The 18221-nt window shown below is 75.0% G+C and carries 21 protein-coding genes and 1 riboswitch; of the genes, 4 read left to right on the top strand and 17 right to left on the bottom strand.

Translation table 11 applies throughout. The features are described 5' to 3' along the window. Positions 1-98: 98 nt before the first annotated feature. From ACFY00_RS35125 to ACFY00_RS35190, 14 genes are all read right to left on the bottom strand, one after another. Positions 99-1832, bottom strand: a complete 1734-nt coding sequence (locus ACFY00_RS35125) for a pyruvate dehydrogenase (RefSeq protein ID WP_388037498.1) — start codon at positions 1830-1832, stop codon at positions 99-101. A 74-nt stretch (positions 1833-1906) separates the two neighbouring features. After that, positions 1907-2173, bottom strand: coding sequence for a hypothetical protein (locus ACFY00_RS35130; RefSeq protein ID WP_388037500.1), 267 nt, complete (start codon positions 2171-2173; stop codon positions 1907-1909). A gap of 70 nt (positions 2174-2243) precedes the next feature. After that, entirely contained in the window at positions 2244-3347 is a 1104-nt protein-coding gene (locus ACFY00_RS35135; protein ID WP_388037503.1) for a cytochrome P450, read from the bottom strand. Next, complete coding sequence (locus ACFY00_RS35140) at positions 3329-4747, bottom strand: cytochrome P450 (RefSeq protein ID WP_388037506.1); 1419 nt, start codon at positions 4745-4747, stop codon at positions 3329-3331. The genes ACFY00_RS35135 and ACFY00_RS35140 overlap by 19 nt, the downstream gene beginning before the upstream one ends. Next, positions 4744-5340, bottom strand: a complete 597-nt coding sequence (locus ACFY00_RS35145) for an ATP/GTP-binding protein (RefSeq protein ID WP_388037509.1) — start codon at positions 5338-5340, stop codon at positions 4744-4746. The genes ACFY00_RS35140 and ACFY00_RS35145 overlap by 4 nt, the downstream gene beginning before the upstream one ends. Beyond that, on the bottom strand, positions 5318-5662 hold the full coding sequence (locus tag ACFY00_RS35150) for a DUF742 domain-containing protein (RefSeq protein WP_388037511.1): 345 nt from the start codon (positions 5660-5662) through the stop codon (positions 5318-5320). The genes ACFY00_RS35145 and ACFY00_RS35150 overlap by 23 nt, the downstream gene beginning before the upstream one ends. Continuing rightward, on the bottom strand, positions 5659-6069 hold the full coding sequence (locus ACFY00_RS35155; RefSeq protein ID WP_388037514.1) for a roadblock/LC7 domain-containing protein: 411 nt from the start codon (positions 6067-6069) through the stop codon (positions 5659-5661). The genes ACFY00_RS35150 and ACFY00_RS35155 overlap by 4 nt, the downstream gene beginning before the upstream one ends. Beyond that, a complete protein-coding gene (locus tag ACFY00_RS35160) occupies positions 6053-7342 on the bottom strand; it encodes a sensor histidine kinase (RefSeq protein ID WP_388037517.1) in 1290 nt (429 codons plus the stop codon). The genes ACFY00_RS35155 and ACFY00_RS35160 overlap by 17 nt, the downstream gene beginning before the upstream one ends. A gap of 124 nt (positions 7343-7466) precedes the next feature. After that, a complete protein-coding gene (locus ACFY00_RS35165) occupies positions 7467-9635 on the bottom strand; it encodes a SpoIIE family protein phosphatase (protein ID WP_388037520.1) in 2169 nt (722 codons plus the stop codon). 166 nt (positions 9636-9801) lie between these two features. Then, a complete protein-coding gene (locus ACFY00_RS35170) occupies positions 9802-10026 on the bottom strand; it encodes a hypothetical protein (RefSeq protein WP_388037523.1) in 225 nt (74 codons plus the stop codon). Between the two features lie 162 nt (positions 10027-10188). After that, positions 10189-10368, bottom strand: a complete 180-nt coding sequence (locus ACFY00_RS35175; protein ID WP_388037525.1) for a hypothetical protein — start codon at positions 10366-10368, stop codon at positions 10189-10191. 46 nt (positions 10369-10414) lie between these two features. Further along, on the bottom strand, positions 10415-10993 hold the full coding sequence (locus ACFY00_RS35180) for a TetR/AcrR family transcriptional regulator (protein ID WP_388037527.1): 579 nt from the start codon (positions 10991-10993) through the stop codon (positions 10415-10417). Further along, positions 10993-11847: an alpha/beta fold hydrolase gene (locus ACFY00_RS35185; RefSeq protein WP_388037530.1), complete on the bottom strand. Its 855-nt coding sequence runs from the start codon at positions 11845-11847 to the stop codon at positions 10993-10995. The genes ACFY00_RS35180 and ACFY00_RS35185 overlap by 1 nt, the downstream gene beginning before the upstream one ends. 159 nt (positions 11848-12006) lie before the next feature. Then, the gene (locus tag ACFY00_RS35190; protein ID WP_388037532.1) at positions 12007-12297 is read right to left on the bottom strand and encodes a YiaA/YiaB family inner membrane protein; all 291 of its coding nucleotides are present in this window, start codon (positions 12295-12297) and stop codon (positions 12007-12009) included. A gap of 226 nt (positions 12298-12523) precedes the next feature. Continuing rightward, positions 12524-12687, top strand: a riboswitch (cyclic di-AMP (ydaO/yuaA leader). A gap of 10 nt (positions 12688-12697) precedes the next feature. On the opposite strand from ACFY00_RS35190, the gene ACFY00_RS35195 reads away from it, so the two are divergent. Next, positions 12698-13516 carry a M23 family metallopeptidase gene (locus tag ACFY00_RS35195; RefSeq protein ID WP_388037534.1) on the top strand — a complete coding sequence of 273 codons (819 nt, stop codon included), beginning with the start codon at positions 12698-12700 and terminating at the stop codon, positions 13514-13516. Positions 13517-13554: 38 nt separating this feature from the next. Here the strand turns inward: ACFY00_RS35195 and ACFY00_RS35200 are convergent, their stop codons facing one another. After that, a complete protein-coding gene (locus ACFY00_RS35200) occupies positions 13555-14358 on the bottom strand; it encodes an SDR family oxidoreductase (protein WP_388037535.1) in 804 nt (267 codons plus the stop codon). A gap of 173 nt (positions 14359-14531) precedes the next feature. Here ACFY00_RS35200 and ACFY00_RS35205 point away from each other — a divergent pair, with 173 nt between their 5' ends. Then, complete coding sequence (locus ACFY00_RS35205) at positions 14532-15380, top strand: helix-turn-helix domain-containing protein (RefSeq protein ID WP_388037537.1); 849 nt, start codon at positions 14532-14534, stop codon at positions 15378-15380. Here ACFY00_RS35205 and ACFY00_RS35210 read toward each other — a convergent pair. Together ACFY00_RS35210 and ACFY00_RS35215 are read right to left on the bottom strand one after the other, a co-directional pair. Further along, positions 15302-15835 (bottom strand): DUF3995 domain-containing protein, encoded by a 534-nt coding sequence (locus tag ACFY00_RS35210; protein ID WP_388037539.1) that lies wholly within the window; start codon positions 15833-15835, stop codon positions 15302-15304. The genes ACFY00_RS35205 and ACFY00_RS35210 overlap by 79 nt on opposite strands. 114 nt (positions 15836-15949) lie before the next feature. Then, positions 15950-16762: a hypothetical protein gene (locus ACFY00_RS35215; RefSeq protein WP_388037540.1), complete on the bottom strand. Its 813-nt coding sequence runs from the start codon at positions 16760-16762 to the stop codon at positions 15950-15952. Between the two features lie 50 nt (positions 16763-16812). Here ACFY00_RS35215 and ACFY00_RS35220 point away from each other — a divergent pair, with 50 nt between their 5' ends. Together ACFY00_RS35220 and ACFY00_RS35225 are read left to right on the top strand one after the other, a co-directional pair. After that, positions 16813-17400, top strand: a complete 588-nt coding sequence (locus ACFY00_RS35220; RefSeq protein WP_388037542.1) for a GNAT family N-acetyltransferase — start codon at positions 16813-16815, stop codon at positions 17398-17400. 118 nt (positions 17401-17518) lie between these two features. Then, the gene (locus tag ACFY00_RS35225) at positions 17519-18217 is read left to right on the top strand and encodes a sensor domain-containing protein (RefSeq protein ID WP_388037544.1); all 699 of its coding nucleotides are present in this window, start codon (positions 17519-17521) and stop codon (positions 18215-18217) included. The last annotated feature ends 4 nt before the right edge of the window (positions 18218-18221 follow it).

Consider the following 18221-nt stretch of genomic DNA (forward strand, 5'->3'; position numbering starts at 1 on the left):
ACCCTCCTTGCCCCCCAGGCAACAAACTTGCCCCAGAGGCAAACCCGCTCCGAGCGGCCCCGCCGCCCCGGCCGGGGCCCCCGCCCCCGGAGGGGGTCTCAGGGGCGCGGGATGTTGCGCAGGTTGGAGCGGGCCAGGTCGATCATCTTGCCGACGCCGCCGGTGAGGACGGTGCGTCCGGCGGCGAGGGCGAAGCCCTTGAGTTGGGCGGCGGTGATGTGCGGGGGGATGGAGAGGGCGTTGGGGTCGGTGACCACGTCGACCAGGGCGGGGCCGGGGCGGTCGAGGGCGTCGACCAGGACTTCGCGGACCTTCGCGGGGTCGGTGACCCGCTTGGCGGGGATGCCGCAGGCGCGGGCGATGGCCGCGTAGTCCACGTCGCCGTTGTCGATCTCGGACTCGGGATAGCCGGAGACCAGCATCTCCAGCTTGATCATGCCGAGCGCCCCGTTGTTGAACACCACGGTCTTCACCGGCAGCCGGTACTTCGCCACGGTGAGCAGTTCGCCCAGCAGCATGCCGATCCCGCCGTCGCCCGACATCGACACCACCTGCCGTCCGGGGAAGGCGAGTTGGGCGCCGATCGCGTGCGGCAGGGCGTTGGCCATCGAGCCGTGCAGGAAGGAGCCGATCACCCGGCGGCGTCCGTTGGGGGTGAGGTAGCGGGCGGCCCAGACGTTGCACATGCCGGTGTCGACGGTGAAGACGGCGTCCTCGGCGGCGACCTCGTCCAGCACGGAGGCGACGTACTCGGGGTGGATCGGCCGGTGCTTCTCGATGTCCTTGGTGTACGCGCCGACCACCGTCTCCAGCGCCCGGCAGTGCCGCTCCAGCATGGCGTCCAGGAACCGGCGGTCGTCCTTGCGCCCCAGCAGCGGCAGCACCGCCCGCAGCGTGGCGGCCACGTCGCCGTGGACGGCGAGTTCCAGCGGGGTGCGGCGGCCGAGCCGGGTCGCGTCGTGGTCGACCTGGACGGTGCGGGCCTGCGGGAGGAAGGAGTCGTACGGGAAGTCGGTGCCCAGCAGCAGCACCAACTCGGCCTCGTGCAGCGCCTCGTGGCAGGCGCCGTAGCCCAGCAGGCCGCTCATCCCGACGTCGTACGGGTTGTCGTACTGCACCCACTCCTTGCCGCGCAGCGAGTGCCCGACCGGGGCCTTGAGCGTGTCGGCGAGGTGCATCAGCTCCTCGTGCGCGCCGCGGACGCCCGCGCCCGCGAAGACGGTCACGGTGCGGGCGGAGTCGAGCGCCTCGGCGAGGGCCTGGACCTGGGACCAGGGCGGGGCGGCCACCGCCTGCTCGGTGAGGAAGGCGCTGCGGCCGGTGGGGGAGGGGGCGGGGAGCGCGGCGACGTCGCCGGGGAAGACCAGCACCGAGACGCCGGGGGAGCCGAGCGCGTGCTGGATGCCGACCCGCAGCAGCCGGGGCAGCTGGGCCGGGTTGGAGAGCATCTCGCACCAGGCGCTGCAGTCGGTGAACACCCGTTCGGGGTGGGTCTCCTGGAAGAAGCCGGTGCCGATCTGCCCGGACGGGATGTGCGAGGCCAGGGCGAGCACGGGCACGCCGCTGCGCTGGGCGTCGTACAGGCCCTGGATCAGGTGGGTGTTGCCGGGGCCGCAGCTGCCCGCGCAGACCGCGAGGCGTCCGGTCAGTTCGGCCTCGGCGGCGGCCGCGAACGCCCCGGCCTCCTCGTTCCTGACGTGCACCCAGGAGATGCCCTCGGCGCGGCGGATCGCGTCGACGACCGGGTTGAGGCTGTCGCCGACCACCCCGTAGACGCGTTCCACCCCGGCCTGCCGGAGCACCTCCACCATCTGGTCGGCCACGCTGCCCACGGGATCACCTCACGCCAGGAACCACGAAAGAAACGGACATTCGCACCATAACGGCTCGGATGTCCGCGGCGTGGCTACCGCCCGTCGACGGTCGCGCCGAGGGCCTCGCAGGCGCCGGTGGTGGAGTCGGTGAGCGGGCCGACCACCGGGTACTGGGCCAGGTCGCGGTGGCACAGCTCGGCGGTGGACGGCAGGGTGCCGTGGTAGCCGGTGTCCAGGCCCTGGGCCTGGCCGAGGCCGCCGGCCTGGGCGATCGGGGCGGCCTGCGCGGCCTGGGCGGGCGACTGGGCGAGGGCGATCCCGGCCGCGGAGAGGACGGCGAGGGCGGTGAGCTTCTTCATGGCAGGTGCAACGAGGACCACCCCCGCCCGGTCACGAGGACTGACCCGGCGGGGGAGGACCGGCGGCGCGTCAGGAGAGCTCGACGCGCAGGCTGCTGACGCTGTTGCTGAGGAACGTGGTGAGCGGCCTCGGCTCCTCGCCCCCGGCGAGCCGCAGGCCGGGGAAGCGGGCGAACAGCTCGCGCAGCGCGGTCTCCGCCTCCAGCCGGGCCAGCGCGGCGCCGATGCAGAAGTGCGGGCCGTGCCCGAGCGAGAGATGCCGGTTCGGGGAGCGGTCCGGGTCGAAGCGGTCCGGGTCCGCCCAGTGCCCCGGGTCGCGTCCGGCGGCCGCATACGAGGCGAGGATGCCGTCGCCGGCCCGGATCACCACCCCGCCGCCGAGGTCGATGTCCTCCAGCGCGTAGCGCATCGGGAAGTGCCCGACGGGGGAGTCCCGGCGCAGCGTCTCCTCGATGACCGCGGACCACGACACCTCGCCGGCCAGCACCCGCCGCAGCTGCCCGGGGTGGGTGAGCAGGTTGAGCACCGTGCGGGTGATCAGGTTGAGCGTGGTCTCGTGGCCGGCCACCAGGGTCTGCATCAGGACGCCGGTCAACTCCTCCTCGCTGAGCCGGTCCTGCTCCTCGCGGGCGGCGATCAGCGCGGAGGTCAGGTCGTCGCCGGGCGCGGTCCGCTTCTCGGCGACCAGGTCGGACAGCAGCCCGACCATGGCACGGGTGGCGGTGACGCCCTCCCCGGCGGCGGAGGAGGAGCTGAGCATGATGTCCGACAGCTCGTGCATCCGGTGCTGCTGCTCGGGCCGCACGCCCAGCAGTTCGCCGATGACGTCCATCGGCAGCGGGTAGGCGAAGTGCTGCCGCAGGTCGACCGACCCGTCCGGGCCGGCGTGGGCGGGCAGGGCGTCCAGCAGCTCCAGGACCCGTCGCCGGATGGCGGGGGCCAGCGCGTTGACCCGGCGCGGGGTGAGCGCCTGGGTGGCCAGTGCGCGCAGCCGCCGGTGGTCGGCCCCGTCGGAGGTGATCAGGCCGGGGAGGGCGATGAAGGCCATCAGCGGCCAGCCCTCGGGCAGCCGGCCCTCCCGGTACAGCGTCCAGTGCTCGGGGTTCTTGGCGACCCGCGGGTCGGCGAGCACCTGCTGCAGGGCCCGGTGGCCGGTCACCGACCAGACCACCACCCCACCAGGGAGCTCAACCTGCGTCGCAGGTCCGCGAGCGCGGAGCCGCTCGTTCTCGGCGAGCTGGTCGGCTCCGGTGGGGTCGAGTCTGTAGGGGCAGATCCCGGCTGCGGTTGCGGCTGCGGTGTCCATGGGGTCCTCTCGGAGGTGGTGGGGCGGGGCGGGGCGAAGGCGCTGTACAGCACCGGGAGGCTGACCAGGGCGCGCGACCAGGGGGACGGCCGCCAGGCCAACTCGTGTGCGGGGACCGCGAGCTGGAGGTCCGGCAGACAGTGCAGCAGGGTCTCGATCGCGGTCTCGACGATCAGCCGGGCCGGATCCTTGGCCGGGCAGACGTGTCGGCCGGCGCCCCAGGCGAGGTGGGCCCGGTTGCCGCTGAGGCCGTCCGGACCGTGCACCGCGGGGTCGTCGTTGGCGCCGGCCAGGCCGAGCACCAGCATGTCGCCGGCGCTGATGTACTGGCCGCCCAGCACGGTGTCCGAAGTGGCCCACCGGCCGGGGAAGTTCTGCACCGGCGGGTCGCGCCACAGCACCTCGTCCAGGGCGTCCGCGACGGTCGCCCGGCCGCCGGTCAGACTGGTGCGGAAGCGGCGGTCGGTGAGCAGCAGGCGCACCGTGTTGCCGATCCAGTTGATGGTCGACTCGTTGCCGGCGACCAGCAGCACCATCAGGTTGTGGACGACCTCCTCGTCGCTCAGCCCGGCGGGGTGGGCCAGCAGCCAGGACGCCAGGTCCTCGCCGGGGTGGGCGCGCCGGCGCTGCACCAGCTCCGTGAGCAGGAGGCCGAACGCGGCGGCGGAACGCTGCGACTCCTCGCCGCTGTCCACCATGCCGGTGATCATCCCCAGCAGTTTCGGACCGTCCTCCTCGGGCAGGTCCAGCAACTGGGTGAAGACCAGCAGCGGCAGCCGCCGGGTGAACTGGGCGACCAGGTCGGCGGTGCCGTCCGGCCCCCAGCTCTCGATCAGCGCCGTCGCCGCGGCCTCGGTGGTCTCCAGCAGCCACCGGTGGTCGATCCGGCTCAGGGCGTCGCCGACCGCGGTGCTCAGCCGGTGGTGCTCGGCGCCGTCCATGCTCTGCAGGGTGGGCCGCCACATGGTCATCGGCACCAGGGGCGAATCGGCCCGCAGCCGTCCCTCCCGGGGCACCCGCCAGTGCCGCGAGTCCTTGGAGAACAACTGCTCGTTGCGGGTGAGGTCGAGCATCTCCTGGTAGCCGATGACCAGCCAGCCCTCCACCCCGGGCTCCAGCTCGATCGGCGCGACCGGGCCGTGCTCGGCGCGCATCCGGGCGTACCGGCCGTGCGGGTCGTCGGCGACCGCCGGGCCGTACAGCGGGGCGGCCCCCGGGCGTCCGGCGTACGGGCAGCCGGAGGCCGCCAGGTGTTCGGGAACGGTCATGACAGCTCCAAGGCGCCGACCCGCAGGTGGTCGACGAAATCGATCAGCAGTCGGTGCGCGGCGTCCTCGTCCCGGACGTCGCAGGTGAGGATCGGCACGCCGGGCAGCAGGTCGAGCGCGGTCCGCAGCTCGGCCTCCGGGTACGCGGGGGTGTCGGGGAAGACGTTGACCGCCACCGCGAACGGGATGCGCTGCTCCTCCAGCAGTCCGAGCACGTCGAAGGACTCCTCCAGGCGGCGGGAGTCGACCAGCGCGATCGCGCCCAGCGCCCCGCGCGAGAGGTCCTCCCACAGCGGCCAGAAGCGCTGCTGCCCGGGCGTGCCGAACAGGTACAGCGCGAGCCGGCTGCTGAGCGTGATCCGGCCGAAGTCCAGCGCCACCGTGGTGGTCGCCTTGTGCGGGCGCCCGGTCACGTCGTCCACGCCCTCGCCGACCGAGGTCATGGTCTCCTCGGTGCGCAGCGGGTCGATCTCGCTCAGCGCGCCGACCAGGGTGGTCTTGCCCACCCCGAACGGCCCGGTGACCAGGATCTTCACCGCGCCCTGCACGCTGGACGGCAGGTACGCGGGCTCAGCGGAGCTGACGGAGGCCAACCAGCACCTCCTCGATCAGGGCGAGCGGCGCCCGCTCGGCCGGGCGGGCGGGCGGCAGCACCTGGACGGCACCCAGCTCCCACAGGTCGCCGACCAGCACCTTCAGCACGCTGATCGGCAGCCCGAGGTGGGCCGCCACCTCGGCGACCGACAGCAGTTCCCGGCACATCTCCAGGACGGCCACCTGTTCCCGGTTCACCACCATCGGGTCGACCGCGACCCCCGGCACGGTCCGCAGCAGGCTCTCGAACTCCAGCGCGTTCCGGCCGGCCAGGCTGCGCCCGCCCGTGATGACGTACGGGCGTACCGGCCCGCGGCTCACCGTTCGCCCCCGGTGGCCGCCGCCCCCTGCCGGGGCGCGGCCGTCAGGTGCTCGCCGATCCGCCCGACCAGCATCTGCATCTGGTAGGCCACCAGGCCCGCGTCGACCGACTCCCCGGCCACCACCGCCAGGTGCGCCCCGGCCCCGGCGGCGACCACGAACAGGTAGCCGCCGCCGTACTCGATGACGATCTGCCGGGTGCTGCCGTCGCCGAAGCCGGTGGCCACGCCCCGGGACAGCGACTGCAGCCCGGAGCAGGCGGCGGCCAGCCGCTCGGCGTCGTCCCGGCCGATCCGGGGGCTGCGGCCGATCTCCAGACCGTCGTTGGACACCACGAGGGCGTGCCGGACCTCCGGTACGGAGACGATGTCGGCCAGCAGCCAGCCGAGGTCAGGGTTGGTCGTCATGCGGTTCTCCCTGGGGGGAAGCGGGGAATACGTCGGGGCGGTCCGCGGCGGACCGCCGGTCCTGCCGGGCGGCCGAACGGCCGTCCGCGGTGCCGTTCTGGAACAGCGACATGAAGGCCTGGGCCTCCCGGGCGGAGCGCGGTGAGACCGTCGGCTCCGGGGGGAACGGGCGCTGCGGGGTGCCGCCCCGGCGGTTGCTCCGGCGCGGCAGCGGGGCGGCCTGCGGGGGGACCGCGGGCGGCGGGGTCGGACCGGTCCGGGGGGAGACCGGGCGGGTGGGCAGCGGGCCGGGCTCCTGGGGCGCGTGGCCCCGGTCGGCCTGCGGCCGGGGCGCGGGCGGCCGGGGCACGGACTGCCGGGCGTCCGGCTCGGCGGGGCGCGGGGCGGGCATCCCGTGCTGCGGCAGCGGGTCGGTGAGCAGCGCGTTCGGCAGCAGCACCACCACCCGCACGCCGCCGTACGGGGACGGGGTGGAGTGCACGGTGACCCGGAAGCCGTACTGCCGGGCGAGCAGGCCGACCGCGGCCAGGCCCAGCTGCGGGACCTCGCCGATCCGGGAGACCTCCAGCGAGCCGCCGCCGGCCAGGGCGGCGGCGGCCTTGGCGACCGTCACGTCGGACATGCCGACGCCGCAGTCGTCGATCTCGATCACGGCGCCGTTGTGCACCGGCATCAGCGTGACGTACACCTGCGAGTTGGGCGGCGAGTAGCGGGTGGCGTTGTCCAGCAGCTCCGCCACCGCGTGGATCAGCGCCTCGGCGGCGGCGCCGAGCACCGCGGTGTCCACCCGGCTGTGCACCACGACCCGCTGGAACGGCAGGATCCGGCCCTGGGCGCCGCGCACCACGTCCTCCAGCGGGACGGGCTCGGGCCAGGTCCGGCCCGCGCGGGCGCCGCACAGCACGGCCAGGGTCTGCGCCAGGCGGGCCTGCTGGGCGGCGGCGTGGTCGGCCCGCAGCAGTCCGTCGAGCAGCACCGGGTCGTCGTGGGTGCGCTCCATCTCGTCCAGCCCGGCCTGCTGGTCGTGCGCCATCACCAGGATCCGGCGGGCCACGTTGAGGAAGGCCCGGCGGGTCGCCGCGTTCATCTCCTGCTCGTGCAGGGCTGCTTCGGCGCCCGCCCGGCGGTCGGCCAGTTCGGCCGCCAACTGCTCGCGGACCGTGGCGAGTTCGCGCTCGCTGCGGGCCAGCCGGGCGCGCAGGGACCGGGTGACGGCACGGGAGCGGGCGGTGGCAGCGAGGGCGAGGAGGGCGAGCAATGCGGTTGCTGCCAAGCACCATTGAGTGGTCGTCACACGCGGAGTTTATGGTGGTGTTACTACTGGCGTATGAACGGTTCCAACTTCCGCCGTTCAGATCCTGTCAATTTCGGACAGGTCGGACAGCCCGGGGCCGCGATCAGGTGGCGACCCGGTGCAGCAGGAGCAACGCCACGTCGTCCGGCCGTACTTCGCGCTCCGTCACGTTCAGCGTCAGCAGGTCGGCCAGCCGCTCCAGCGCCTCCGGCCGCTCCAGCCGACCGGCCCCGCCCGCCTCCGCCGTCCACAGCTCCAGCCCGCCCAGCATCCGGTGCACCGACTCGTCGTAGTCCTCGTCCCGGACCTCCACCAGCCCGTCCGTGTAGGCCAGCAGCGTCTCGCCCGGCTCCAGCCGCGCCTCGACCGGCGGGTAGCGCACCTCCGGCAGCACGCCCAGCGGCGGGCCGCCCGGCAGGTGGAGCTCCGCCGCCCCGGCCGCCCCGATCCGCACCGGCGGCGGGTGCCCGGCCCGGGCCGCCCGCAGCACCCCGGTCGCCGGGTCCAGCACCACGTACAGGCAGGTGGCGAACAGCTCGGTCTCCATTCCGGCCAGCAGCCGACTGGTCCGCTCCAGCGTGGTCGCCGGGTCGTGCCCGTCCGTCGCGTACGCCCACAGGCCCGAGCGCAGCTGGCCCATCACCGCGGTCGCCTCCGCGTTGTGGCCCTGCACGTCGCCGATCACCAGCCCGACCAGGCCGTCCGGCAGCCGCAGCAGGTCGTACCAGTCGCCGCCGATCTGCATCCCCTCGGTGGAGGGCAGGTAGCGCGCCGCCGAGGCGATCCCCGGCAGCGACGGCAGCGAGCGCGGCAGCATCGCCCGCTGCAGCTCGCTGGCCCGCTCGTGGTGCACGTCGTACAGCCGGGCCCGCTCCAGCGACTGCGCCAGGATGCCCGCGAACGCCGAGTACATCGTGCGGTCCTCCCGGCTGAAGGTCCGCTCGGTGGCGAAGGTGATCAGGCAGGAGCCGACCTGCCGGCCCGAGGCCACCAGCGGCAGCACCGTCCAGGCGGCCGGCGCCTGGGGGCCGCGGCCCTCCTGGCCCGGCTCGCTGAACAGCGGCGTGGCCCGGGCCAGCGCGTGCTCCATCACCCCGCCCGCCAGCTCGTGCAACCGGTTCAGCGCGGCCCGGTGCGGGCCGCCGAACACCGCCGGGGAGACCGGCATCAGCCGGCCCTCGTCCACCAGGTCCAGCACCACGTCGGCCGCGCCCAGCGCCGGGCGGGCCACGTCGGTCAGCGCCGTGGTCACCTCGCGCACCGTCACCGCCCGGGACAGCGCCCGGGTCAGCGCCAGCAGCAGCGTGGAGCGCGCCCCCGCCGCCGCGGCCGCCGCGGAACCGCCGGTCGGGCCGGGCCGCCACTCCCGCCCGGTCAGCAGCCCCGCCGTCCGCACCGGCCGCCGGTGCACGTCCAGCATCACCTCGCCCGCCTCGTCCACCTGCCGGGGCGAACCGTCCGGCCGCACCACCCGGTACGAGATCCGGTACGGGCCGCCGGTCGCCAGCGCCTCGGCCAGCGCGGCCTGCACGTCCGGCAGGTCCTCCGGGTGCACCACCTCCGCCAGGTCCGGCGCCTGGCCGGTCGCCCCCGGCGGCGGCAGACCCACCACCCGGTACGCCTGCGCGTCCCACAGCGTCTCGCCGGTCACCAAGTCCCGCTCGAACGCCCCGGCGCCCGCCGAGCGCACCGCCAGCGACAGCAACTGGCCGTCGGGAGAGGGGAGTTCCGTCTGCGGACCGTCCGCGGCCGGGTCGGCCGCGTGCACGTGGTCCAGCAGGTGGGCGAGCCGGTGCGCAGCCACGTCGGCGAAGGTCTCCAGCAGTTCGACGTCCCGTGGTGGGACGGCCCCGCGGTGGGCCAGCGCCACCGCCAGCGAACCCACCGGACTCCCGTCCACCACCAGCGGCAGCACCGCCAGCGCGACCAGGCCGGTGCCCAGGCCCGCCGCCGTGTTCGGGTAGTCCGCGCTGGTCTGCTGCGGGCTCAGCAGCACCGGCTCCCGCCGCCGCAGCGCCAGCGCCGCGGGCAGGTCGCTCTCCGGGTCGACCACCCCGTACTTGCGGTGCGCCCACTCGGGCAGCTCGTGCGAGGCGATCAGCCGCAGCGTCCCGCCGTCCAGCAGGTAGAGCGCCGAGCCCTCGCCGGTGATCCAGGCCGGGCCCTCGGTCAGCAGCGCCGCCAGCAGCCCGGCCGCGCTCGACGCCCGCAGCAGCGCCCGCACGCACCGCAGTTCGGTACGGCTGGCACGGCGCGGAGAGCTCTGGTCCATGGGAAGCGCCCGGCCCTTCCGGTCGACGTGCCAGTGCTGACCATCTTATGGACGCACCGGGCGACCGGGCGCTTTCGCGACACGTGGGGAATCCGCGACATTTCCGACACCCTGTCAGTGGCGCCGGGGTCGGGGACGGGGTCGTCGGAGCTGGGAGCGGAGGCGGCTACTGGCCGTCGACCTCGCCGTAGCCGCGCTGCGGGCGCGCCTCGACCGGCCGCAGCGAGCGCAGCCCGCGCACCACCGCGACCCCGCGCAGCAGCGTCGCGCCCCAGCCCTCGCCCCGCGGGGCGGTCGCCGGGCGCGAGGAGCCGGGCGCTCCGTCCGGTGCCGTCCGGGGAGCCGGGATCAGTCCCGTGCCGGGCTCGATGTGCTGAGTCGCCTGCGGCATGTCGCTGATCCTCCGTGCTTGTCGGCCACACCCGTGGAAGGTCTCCACGCGGTATGACTTCCCGACCGAAGGACAGTGTTACGCACCAGTGGTGTCGAAATGGTGGGGACGAGGTTGCGAAACGGTGTGGACGGCGCCCGACCGGCGCGTTCGCCCCGCGGCTCAGGCCCCCGGCTGCTGTTCGGCCACGGTCTGCGCGAAGTCCTCGTCCAGCGCCGCGTCCGGGGCGGAGACGGCGTCCTTGAGCGGGCCGAGCCCGCGGTGGTGCTCCGGCGCGGCGTGCGCGCTGGGAGCGGTGAGGGAGGCGACCACGCCGACGGCGAGCGAGGCAAAGGCGAGCATGCTGCGCTTCTTCATACCGTGGAGAACGCGGCACCGCCCCGGGAGGTCACGGCCCTTCCGCGCCCGGCCAGTTGGCCAGTCCCTCGACCAGCACCCCGGTCAGCCGCTCCAGCGTGACGTCCGTCCCCTCGGCGAGCTGGAACGCCCCCGCCGTGGTCAACGAGGCGTACCCGTGGGCCGCCGCCCGCAGCGTCCGCACCGCGTGCACCGCCTCCGAGCCCGCCAGCCCGTAGCCGCGCAGCACCGCGAACAGCACCCCCACCAGCCGCTCGGCGGCCGCGACCAGCTCCGGGTCCGGGTCCGGCGCCTGCGGCAGCGCCGCGTACCGCCGCGGGTGCCGCAGGGCGTACGAGGCGTACGCGGCGAGCAGGGCGCGGACCGCGCCGTCCCGGGAGTGGCCGAGGACGGCGGCGGCCAGGTGGTCGGCCAGCTCCCCGGTGGTGCGGACGGCGACCAGGCGGCGCAGTTCGGGCAGGCCGCCCGCCACGTGCTTGTACAGCGAGGGGGTGGCGACCCCGGCCTTGGCGGCGACGGCGGACAGGGTCAGCGCCTCGGCGCCGCGTTCGTCGATCAGGTCGAGGGCGTGGTCCACCACGGCGGCGGTGGAGAGTCCGGCGCGGGGCATCAGCGGGCGACCCCGTCGTTCGGTGCGTGCACGGGCAGTTCGGCCAGGAAGGGCAGCAGGGCGTCGGCGACGGCCTGCGGGCGGCCGGCCATCGGGTAGTGGCCGGCGCCCTCGACCATCACCTTGCGGCCGCGCAGCGCGGCGGCCTGCCGGTCGGCGACCAGGCCGGGGTCCGGGAAGTCGGGGTCCTTGCTGCCCATCAGCACCAGCGCGGGCACGTCGACGCTCTCGCACCAGCCGACCGGGGCGGAGTCGCCCTTCAGGTAGTCGCGCAGGGCCGCCCTGCGGGCGGGCTCGCGGAGCATCCGCGCGAGGTCGGCCCGGTAGGCCTCGAAGTCGGCGGGCCGGGCGTCGGCCGGGTAGTAGAACTTCTGCATCGAGCCCCACAGGCCCGGGAAGGCGGTGACCAGCGGGGCGGCCAGGCCGAACAGCGCCTTCTGGAAGGCGTTCAGCGGCAGGTTCTCGATGAAGGCGTCGACCAGCACCACCCCGCCGGTCCGTTCGGGGGCGAGCGCGGCGGCCCGGACCACGGTGGCGCCGGTGTACGAGCTGCCGACCAGGACGGCACCGCGCAGGTCCAGGTGGGCCAGCAGGGCGACCAGGTCCTCGGCGATCGCGGCGGGGGAGTGGTCGGTGAAGCCGGTCGAGGACTCGCCCATGCCGCGCAGGTCCATGGTGACCACCCGGTGCCCGGCGGCGGACAGCAGCGGGGCGAGGTGGCGGTAGACGGTGCGCTTGTCGAGCATGCCGGGCAGCAGGACGACCGGGACGCCGGAGCCGGGGGTGTCGTCGTAGGCGATCCGGCCGCCGGTGACGTCGAGGTACTGGGTGGTGGTGCCGAGGGTGCTGTTCATCGCGGGCCTCCTGGGCGGGCGTCGTCCGGCGCTCCGGGCTCCCCTGCCCGGCTGCTGCCGATAGCCATAAAGCTAAGGCTAATAGCCTTAGCCGTCAAGCCCCGGCCCGCCGGGGGCGGTCGGCCCGTCCGGCCCGTCCGGCCCGCCCCGGACGCCCGCTCAGATCCCGTCCACCTTGAACGGGTCGTGCTCGGAGAGCAGCTTCTCCAGCCGGGCCTGGTCGACCCGACTGGTGATCGCGCCCTCCTCCTGGCGGTCGCGGATCACCTTGGCCAGCGTGAACGCGGAGGTGATCTCGTAGAGCAGGCCGACGGCGAGGAAGGCGCGCATCCAGGCGCTGACCGGCAGGTAGGCGATCCCGAGGGCCAGGGCGACCGTGGCGAACGCGAAGGACGCGACGGCCTGCAGGAAGTAGGCGGAGGTGGTGCGGTGCGGCACGGAGGCTGTCATGGGCCCAGGGTCCCGCCGGGTCGCGGCCCGGTCGTGAGTACGGATACTCAACCGCTCCGTCACGTTCCGTCGTGGCCGGATCCGAGCGGCTTGGCGAACCGTCACAAATCGCCCATAGGGCGTCAGGAAAGTTTCACTGCACCTCGGAAGGCGCTTGGAATCATGGGGTCCATAGGATTAACGTTTGATAACGCAGCGCGGTCGGCAACGCCGTAACCATGCGGCACCGTGCGCCACGCCTAATCCACCGGACCCGCCCCCCGCGGCAGGTCCAGGAGCCGGGGAACCACGTTCCACCGGGGTGAATCGGGACGGCCCTGGGCCCGACCGTAGGAGACCTTCCACCTCCGAACCCGTCAGCTAACCCGGTCGGCGGCAGGGAAGGAAGGAGCGCGCCCCCGTGGCGTCGACCTACACCGAGAGCACCGTCGGGACCCAGTTGCTCGACCACCCGGTCGAGGCCGAGCCCCTCCGGCACCGGCTGCCCCGCCAGGCCCGCGCCGGCGCCCCCCTGCTGGGCGTCACCGCGATGACCGCCGCGCTCGGCGCCACCGGCCTCGCCGCCGCCCCCGCCCGGGCCGCCGCCCCGGTTCCGGCCCCGGCCCCCGTCACCGCCGCCGACGCGGCCCCCGACGGGCAGCACGCCGCCGACCCCGGGCTCGCCCTGGCCGCCCGCATCCTGCAGCAGGCCGACGGGCAGCGCACCGCCACCGAGGAGTCCGCCCGGCTCGCCGCCGCGCAGGAGGCCGAGGCCAAGCACGCCGACCGCCGGGCCGAGAGCACCACCGAGGCCGTCGAGACCGTCGGGGGCGCCGCCGACCGCTCCGCGCCCGCCCTGCCGGTGGCCGACTACCGGCTGGCCGAGCAGTACGCCCCGGCCGGCGCGCACTGGGCCCTCCTGCACACCGGGCTGGACTTCGCGGCCCGCACCGGCACCCCCGTCACCGCCGTCACCGGCGGCACCGTCACCGCGGCGGGCTGGTCCGGCACCCACGGCTACCGCGTCGTCCAGACCCTCCCCGACGGCACCGAGGTCTGGTACTGCCACCTCTCCCGGATCGTCACCGCCTCCGGCCCGGTCGCCCCCGGCACCGTCCTCGGCGCGGTCGGCAGCACCGGCAGCGCCACCACCCCGCACCTCCACCTGGAGGTCCGCCCGGTGGGCGGCGCCCCCGTCGACCCGCTGCCCTGGCTCCACCGCCTCGGCCTCCGGCCGTAACCCGCCGGCCCGCCGGGAGGGACGGGGCCGCGGCGGCCTCAGCTCGCCTGGCCGGTCGGCATGACGGTGACCTGCTGGAGGTTGACCCGCGGCGGCAGGGCGGCCAGGAAGCCGACCGTCCGGGCGATGTCGCCGGGGACGAGCCACTCCATCGTCTCCCTGGACCCGGCCAGCCAGTCGAGCGCGCCCTGGTCGGTCACGTGGTCCTGCAGCTCCGTCCCGACGATGCCGGGCTCGATCGTCGAGACGCGGACGTGCTTCGCGCCCAGCTCAGCCCGCAGGTGGCGCGAGAGGTGGGTGACGTAGGCCTTGGTCGCGGAGTAGACGGCGAAGGTCGGGAAGATGTTCTGCGCCGCGATCGACGAGGTGTTGACCAGGTCGGCGACGCCGCGCTCGGCCGCGGCCGCGACCAGCTGCGGGGTGAACGCCCCGATGACGTTCATCAGACCGGAGACGTTGAGGTCGATCTGCCGCTGCCACTGGTCCACGGCCAGCTCCTCGACCGGCGCCGGGAGCATCACCCCCGCGTTGTTGAACAGCAGGTCGGCGCCGCCGAGTTCGGCGGCGACCCGGTCGGCGGCCGCCCGCACCGCGGCCCGGTCGGTGACGTCCGCGGCGATCGCCACGGCGGTGCCGCCGGCCCGCTCGATCCGGGCGGCCAGTTCGGCCAGCCGATCGGCGCGGCGGGCCAGCAGGACGACGCGGGCGCCGAGCCCGGCGAGTTCCTCGGCGGTGGCCTCGCCGATGCCGCTGGAGGCGCCGGTGACCACGGCGGTGCGACCGGCCAGGGGCAGCGGGACGGGAGCGGATGCGGTGTGGGTGGATGCGGTGTGCGTGGACATGGTGCGCCTTCCTTGCAGGACACGGGAGTTGCGGCACCGGAGGTTCCGGCCGCTGTTCCAGCACACCAGCTCGGCGGCCCCGCGGACGGCCCGCAGCGGACCCTGCGCCGACTGGTACCGCCAGGGCCACCCAGGGCCCGCCGGAACGCCCCCGCAGCCCGCACACTTGGTCCATGGAACGCAGCAGGGAAATCGCCGACTTCCTCCGCACCCGGCGCGCCGCGATCGCCCCGGAACAGTCCGGGCTGCCCGCGGACGGCCGCGCGCGGCGGGTGCCCGGCCTGCGCCGCGACGAGGTGGCCCGGCTGGCCGGCGTCAGCACCGAGTACTACACCCGCCTCGAACAGGGCCGGGCCGGACGCCCGTCCACCGAGGTGGTCCAGGCGCTGGCCCGCGCCCTGCGGCTCGACCCCTCGGAGCGCGAGCACCTCGCCGACCTGCTGCTCCCCGCCGAGCACGCGGCCCGCCGCGCCCCGGAACGGCCGCAACGGGTCAGGCCGGGGCTGCACCTGATGCTGGAGACCCTCGCGCACGTCCCGGCGTTCGTCATCGGCCGGCGCACCGACGTCCTGGCCGCCAACCGGCTGGCCCGGGAGGTCCTCGTCGACTTCGACGCGCTCCCGGCCACCCGCCGCAACCTGGCCCGCTACTACCTGCTCGACCCGCAGGCCCGCGAGCGGGTCGGCGACTGGGCGACGATCGCCGCCGAGACCGTGGCCATGCTCCGGCTGGAGGCCGGCCGACACCCCGACGACCGCAGGCTCGCCGAACTGATCGGCGAACTCACCCTGCGCTGCCCGGAGTTCCCCACCTGGTGGAACGACCACCGGGTGCTCCGCCGCACCCACGGCGCCAAGCACTACGTCCACCCCCTGGTGGGCGACCTGCACTTCTCCTACGAGTCCTTCCAGGCCCCCGGCGACCCGGACCAGACGCTGTGCGTCTACTCCGTGGAACCCGGCTCCCCCACCGCCGACGCCCTGCGCCTGCTGGCCGGCTGGACCGCCCCGGCCGCCACCTGACGGCGCCGCGGCATCCTGCGGCCGAACGCGGCCAGCGCGAACAGCAGGCCGCCCGCGAGGAAGAACGGCTCGTACAGGAGGGTCGCGAAGCGGGCCATCGCGTCCAGGTCGGCGGCCGACCTCCGGCCGAGGGCCAGGGCCGTCCAGTCCGGCACCGACGGGGCGGCGTGGACGATCAGCAGCAGGGCGGTGGCCCGGGCGGCGAGCAGCAGGCGGCGCCGCGGTATTCGGGCGCCCCACGGGCGGACCAGGGCCAGGGCCAGCGCGGCCGCCGCCGCGCACAGCGGCACCGCCGCGACGTCGACGACCAGCAGCGGGGTGTTGTCCCGGACGGACAGCCCGTCGGGCAGGCCGACCCGGCCGCCCAGCAGCCAGTACAGGTGCACCAGCGCGAACAGGGCGGACCAGGCCGCGGCGGCGCGGGCGGCGAGGACGGGCAGCGGCGATCGGGTCATGGTGCAAGCCTGCCCCGGCGCACGGCTCCGAGGATCCTCCGTACGGCCACGGTTGACGGTCCGTCAGGACGACCCCCGGGTCGTCCGATCGGACGACCCCACCCCCGGGGACCCTCAGTACTCCTCGGGGGCCAGCTCCGGGAACTCCTCCAGGAGCAGCCGCGGCAGCCCCGGGACGGTCCACTCCCCGCACAGGTCGATCGCGGCCTGTGCCACCGCCTCCTCGAACTCCTCGAAGCCGCCGGCGAGTTCGGCGGGCATCGGCAGCCCGCGGGCGGACCGCTCGGCCAGGTTGCGGTAGCTGCGCCGCATCAGGCCCTGCTCCAGCAGCCGCCGCGCCCCGTCCGTGGAGACCCCGACCAGCAGCGGCCGCCCCGGCTGGTCCCAGTTGCCGTCCCCGTCCAGGCCCGGCACCCGGTCGAAGGCGGCGTGCCGCTCCTCCTCGGGCCGCTCGCGGAACGCCGCCAGCCACTCCCGGACCAGGTCGAGGTCGTCGCCCGGCACCCCGTCCGCGCGCAACAGCAGCGCGTACAGCCGGGGCCAGGTCACCAGGTCGGCGCGGCGCAGCAGGGAGAGCAGCACCTCGCCCTGCCAGTCGGCCTCGGCGCGGAGCTTCTCGGCGCGCTTGGCGTTCAGCCGCCGGGCGGCCCGCTGCCACGCGATCAGCAGCCGCACCGCCGCGGGGTAGGCCGCCGGGTCGCCGTCCGGCTGGACGTACAGGTGCAGCTGCTCGTACAGCAGGTGCTCCAGCACGGGGGAGGACAGCTCGGGCAGGCCGTCGTGCAGCCGGGCCCCGCCCAGCTCCAGCAGCGTCAGCACCGTCCGCACCGCCGGTTCGGGCACCGGGTCGTGGCCCTCCGCCACCGCCCAGTCCAGCAGGTCGGCGGCGCGGGTGCGGGGCAGCAGGTGCAGGTCTTCGTCGTCCACCCCGGTACGGTAGCCGGTCCCCGGACGGCCGCCCGGTAGGGTCGTCGGCCATGGAGACCCTCCGGCTCGTCGGCCCCCGGCTCACCCTGCGGGAGTACCGGCACACCCCGGAGGAGGTGGCCGCCCTGCACGCCGTGCACGGCGACCCCGAGGCCGTCCGCCACCTCCCGTTCGGCGTCCGGGACTTCGAGGACTGCGCGGACCAGCTCGAGCTGTACCTCGAAGCCGCCGAGGAGGACCCCCGCACGCACTACCGGCTGGCCGTCGACGACCCCGCGGGCGACCCGATCGGGCAGGCCGCCCTCACCCGCGAGGGCGGGCACGCCGCCTGGCTCGGCTGCGTCCTGCGCCGCGACACCTGGGGCCGCGGCCACGCCGCCGAGGTGACCGCGCTGTTGTGCGGGTTCGGCTTCGGGGCGCTGGGCCTGCACCGGCTGGCGGCCCGCTGCGACCCCGCCAACGCCGCCTCGGTCAAGGTCCTGACCAGGGCCGGGTTCCGCTACGAGGGCCGGATCCGGGCCGAGTCGCACCGGGACGGCGCCTGGCACGACGCGCTCCAGTACTCGCTGCTCGCCCCCGAGTGGACCGGCCCGCCGTGGGCGGCGGGGGAGCGGGCTCCAGGACGGGAGGGGGGTTAACCCCACCCCGAAGTCGGCGGCAGGCTCCATTACGCCGACCCGGTCGGGACGGGCAGATTGGTACCCGTGCCCGGCACCGCCGACCGGCGGCGCCGCCCGACCAACCGAAGGACCGCGGATGTCCACCGCTGCGTACCCCGCCTCCGACCTCGGCGGCCACCACGACCGGCCCGGGTTCTGGCGCGCCCCGTTCTCCCCGCAGACCTTCCGGGAGTTCGGCTACGCGCTCACCGGCCTGCCGATGGCCGTGCTCGGCTTCTGCCTGGTCATCCCGCTGTTCAGCGCCGGGCTCGGCCTCGTCGTCACCGCCCTCGGCCTGCCCGTCCTCGCCCTGCTGCTGGCCGTCGCCCGCGGCCTCGGCGCCGCCGAGCGGCTGCGGATCCGCGCCCTGTTCGGCGAGGAGCTGCCCGCCCCGCGGGAGCTGACCGTCCGCCGGGAGGGCGTGTGGGGCCGGATCACCGCCCGGCTGGCCGACCCGGCCGGCTGGAAGGCCGTCCTGCACCAGGTCGTCATGTTTCCCTGGGCGATCGTCAGTTTCGCCGTCTCCGTCACCTTCTTCGTCCTCGGCTGGTCGCTCGCCCTGTTCCCGCTCTACCAGTGGGTCTTCAGCCGCTACACCTCCTGGGACGGCTACCGGGTCGCCGACTGGACCGGTTCGGACGGCGTCCACCACGTCTACGAGATCAACTCGGTCCCGCAGATCGCCGGCGTCTGCCTGCTCGGCCTGGTCATCCTCTTCCTCACCCCCCAGCTGATCCGCGGCCTCACCGGCGTCAACCGCTTCGCCGCCCGCGCCCTGCTCTCCGCCGAGGACTGAACCC

This window comes from Kitasatospora sp. NPDC001540, assembly GCF_042894345.1.
Classification (GTDB): Bacteria; Actinomycetota; Actinomycetes; order Streptomycetales; family Streptomycetaceae; genus Kitasatospora; species Kitasatospora phosalacinea_C.

Bases quoted from the DNA above. Each gene is read 5' to 3' on its own strand.
- ACFY00_RS35220 (WP_388037542.1), top strand. From the start codon at position 16,813: ATGGAGACCCTCCGGCTCGTCGGCCCCCGGCTCACCCTGCGGGAGTAC.
- ACFY00_RS35210 (WP_388037539.1), bottom strand. From the start codon at position 15,835: ATGACCCGATCGCCGCTGCCCGTCCTCGCCGCCCGCGCCGCCGCGGCC.
- ACFY00_RS35190 (WP_388037532.1), bottom strand. From the start codon at position 12,297: ATGACAGCCTCCGTGCCGCACCGCACCACCTCCGCCTACTTCCTGCAG.
- ACFY00_RS35175 (WP_388037525.1), bottom strand. From the start codon at position 10,368: ATGCTCGCCTTTGCCTCGCTCGCCGTCGGCGTGGTCGCCTCCCTCACC.
- ACFY00_RS35130 (WP_388037500.1), bottom strand. From the start codon at position 2,173: ATGAAGAAGCTCACCGCCCTCGCCGTCCTCTCCGCGGCCGGGATCGCC.
- ACFY00_RS35200 (WP_388037535.1), bottom strand. From the start codon at position 14,358: ATGTCCACGCACACCGCATCCACCCACACCGCATCCGCTCCCGTCCCG.
- ACFY00_RS35180 (WP_388037527.1), bottom strand. From the start codon at position 10,993: ATGCCCCGCGCCGGACTCTCCACCGCCGCCGTGGTGGACCACGCCCTC.
- ACFY00_RS35155 (WP_388037514.1), bottom strand. From the start codon at position 6,069: ATGACGACCAACCCTGACCTCGGCTGGCTGCTGGCCGACATCGTCTCC.
- ACFY00_RS35225 (WP_388037544.1), top strand. From the start codon at position 17,519: ATGTCCACCGCTGCGTACCCCGCCTCCGACCTCGGCGGCCACCACGAC.
- ACFY00_RS35205 (WP_388037537.1), top strand. From the start codon at position 14,532: ATGGAACGCAGCAGGGAAATCGCCGACTTCCTCCGCACCCGGCGCGCC.
- ACFY00_RS35140 (WP_388037506.1), bottom strand. From the start codon at position 4,747: ATGACCGTTCCCGAACACCTGGCGGCCTCCGGCTGCCCGTACGCCGGA.
- ACFY00_RS35170 (WP_388037523.1), bottom strand. From the start codon at position 10,026: ATGCCGCAGGCGACTCAGCACATCGAGCCCGGCACGGGACTGATCCCG.
- ACFY00_RS35185 (WP_388037530.1), bottom strand. From the start codon at position 11,847: ATGAACAGCACCCTCGGCACCACCACCCAGTACCTCGACGTCACCGGC.
- ACFY00_RS35165 (WP_388037520.1), bottom strand. From the start codon at position 9,635: ATGGACCAGAGCTCTCCGCGCCGTGCCAGCCGTACCGAACTGCGGTGC.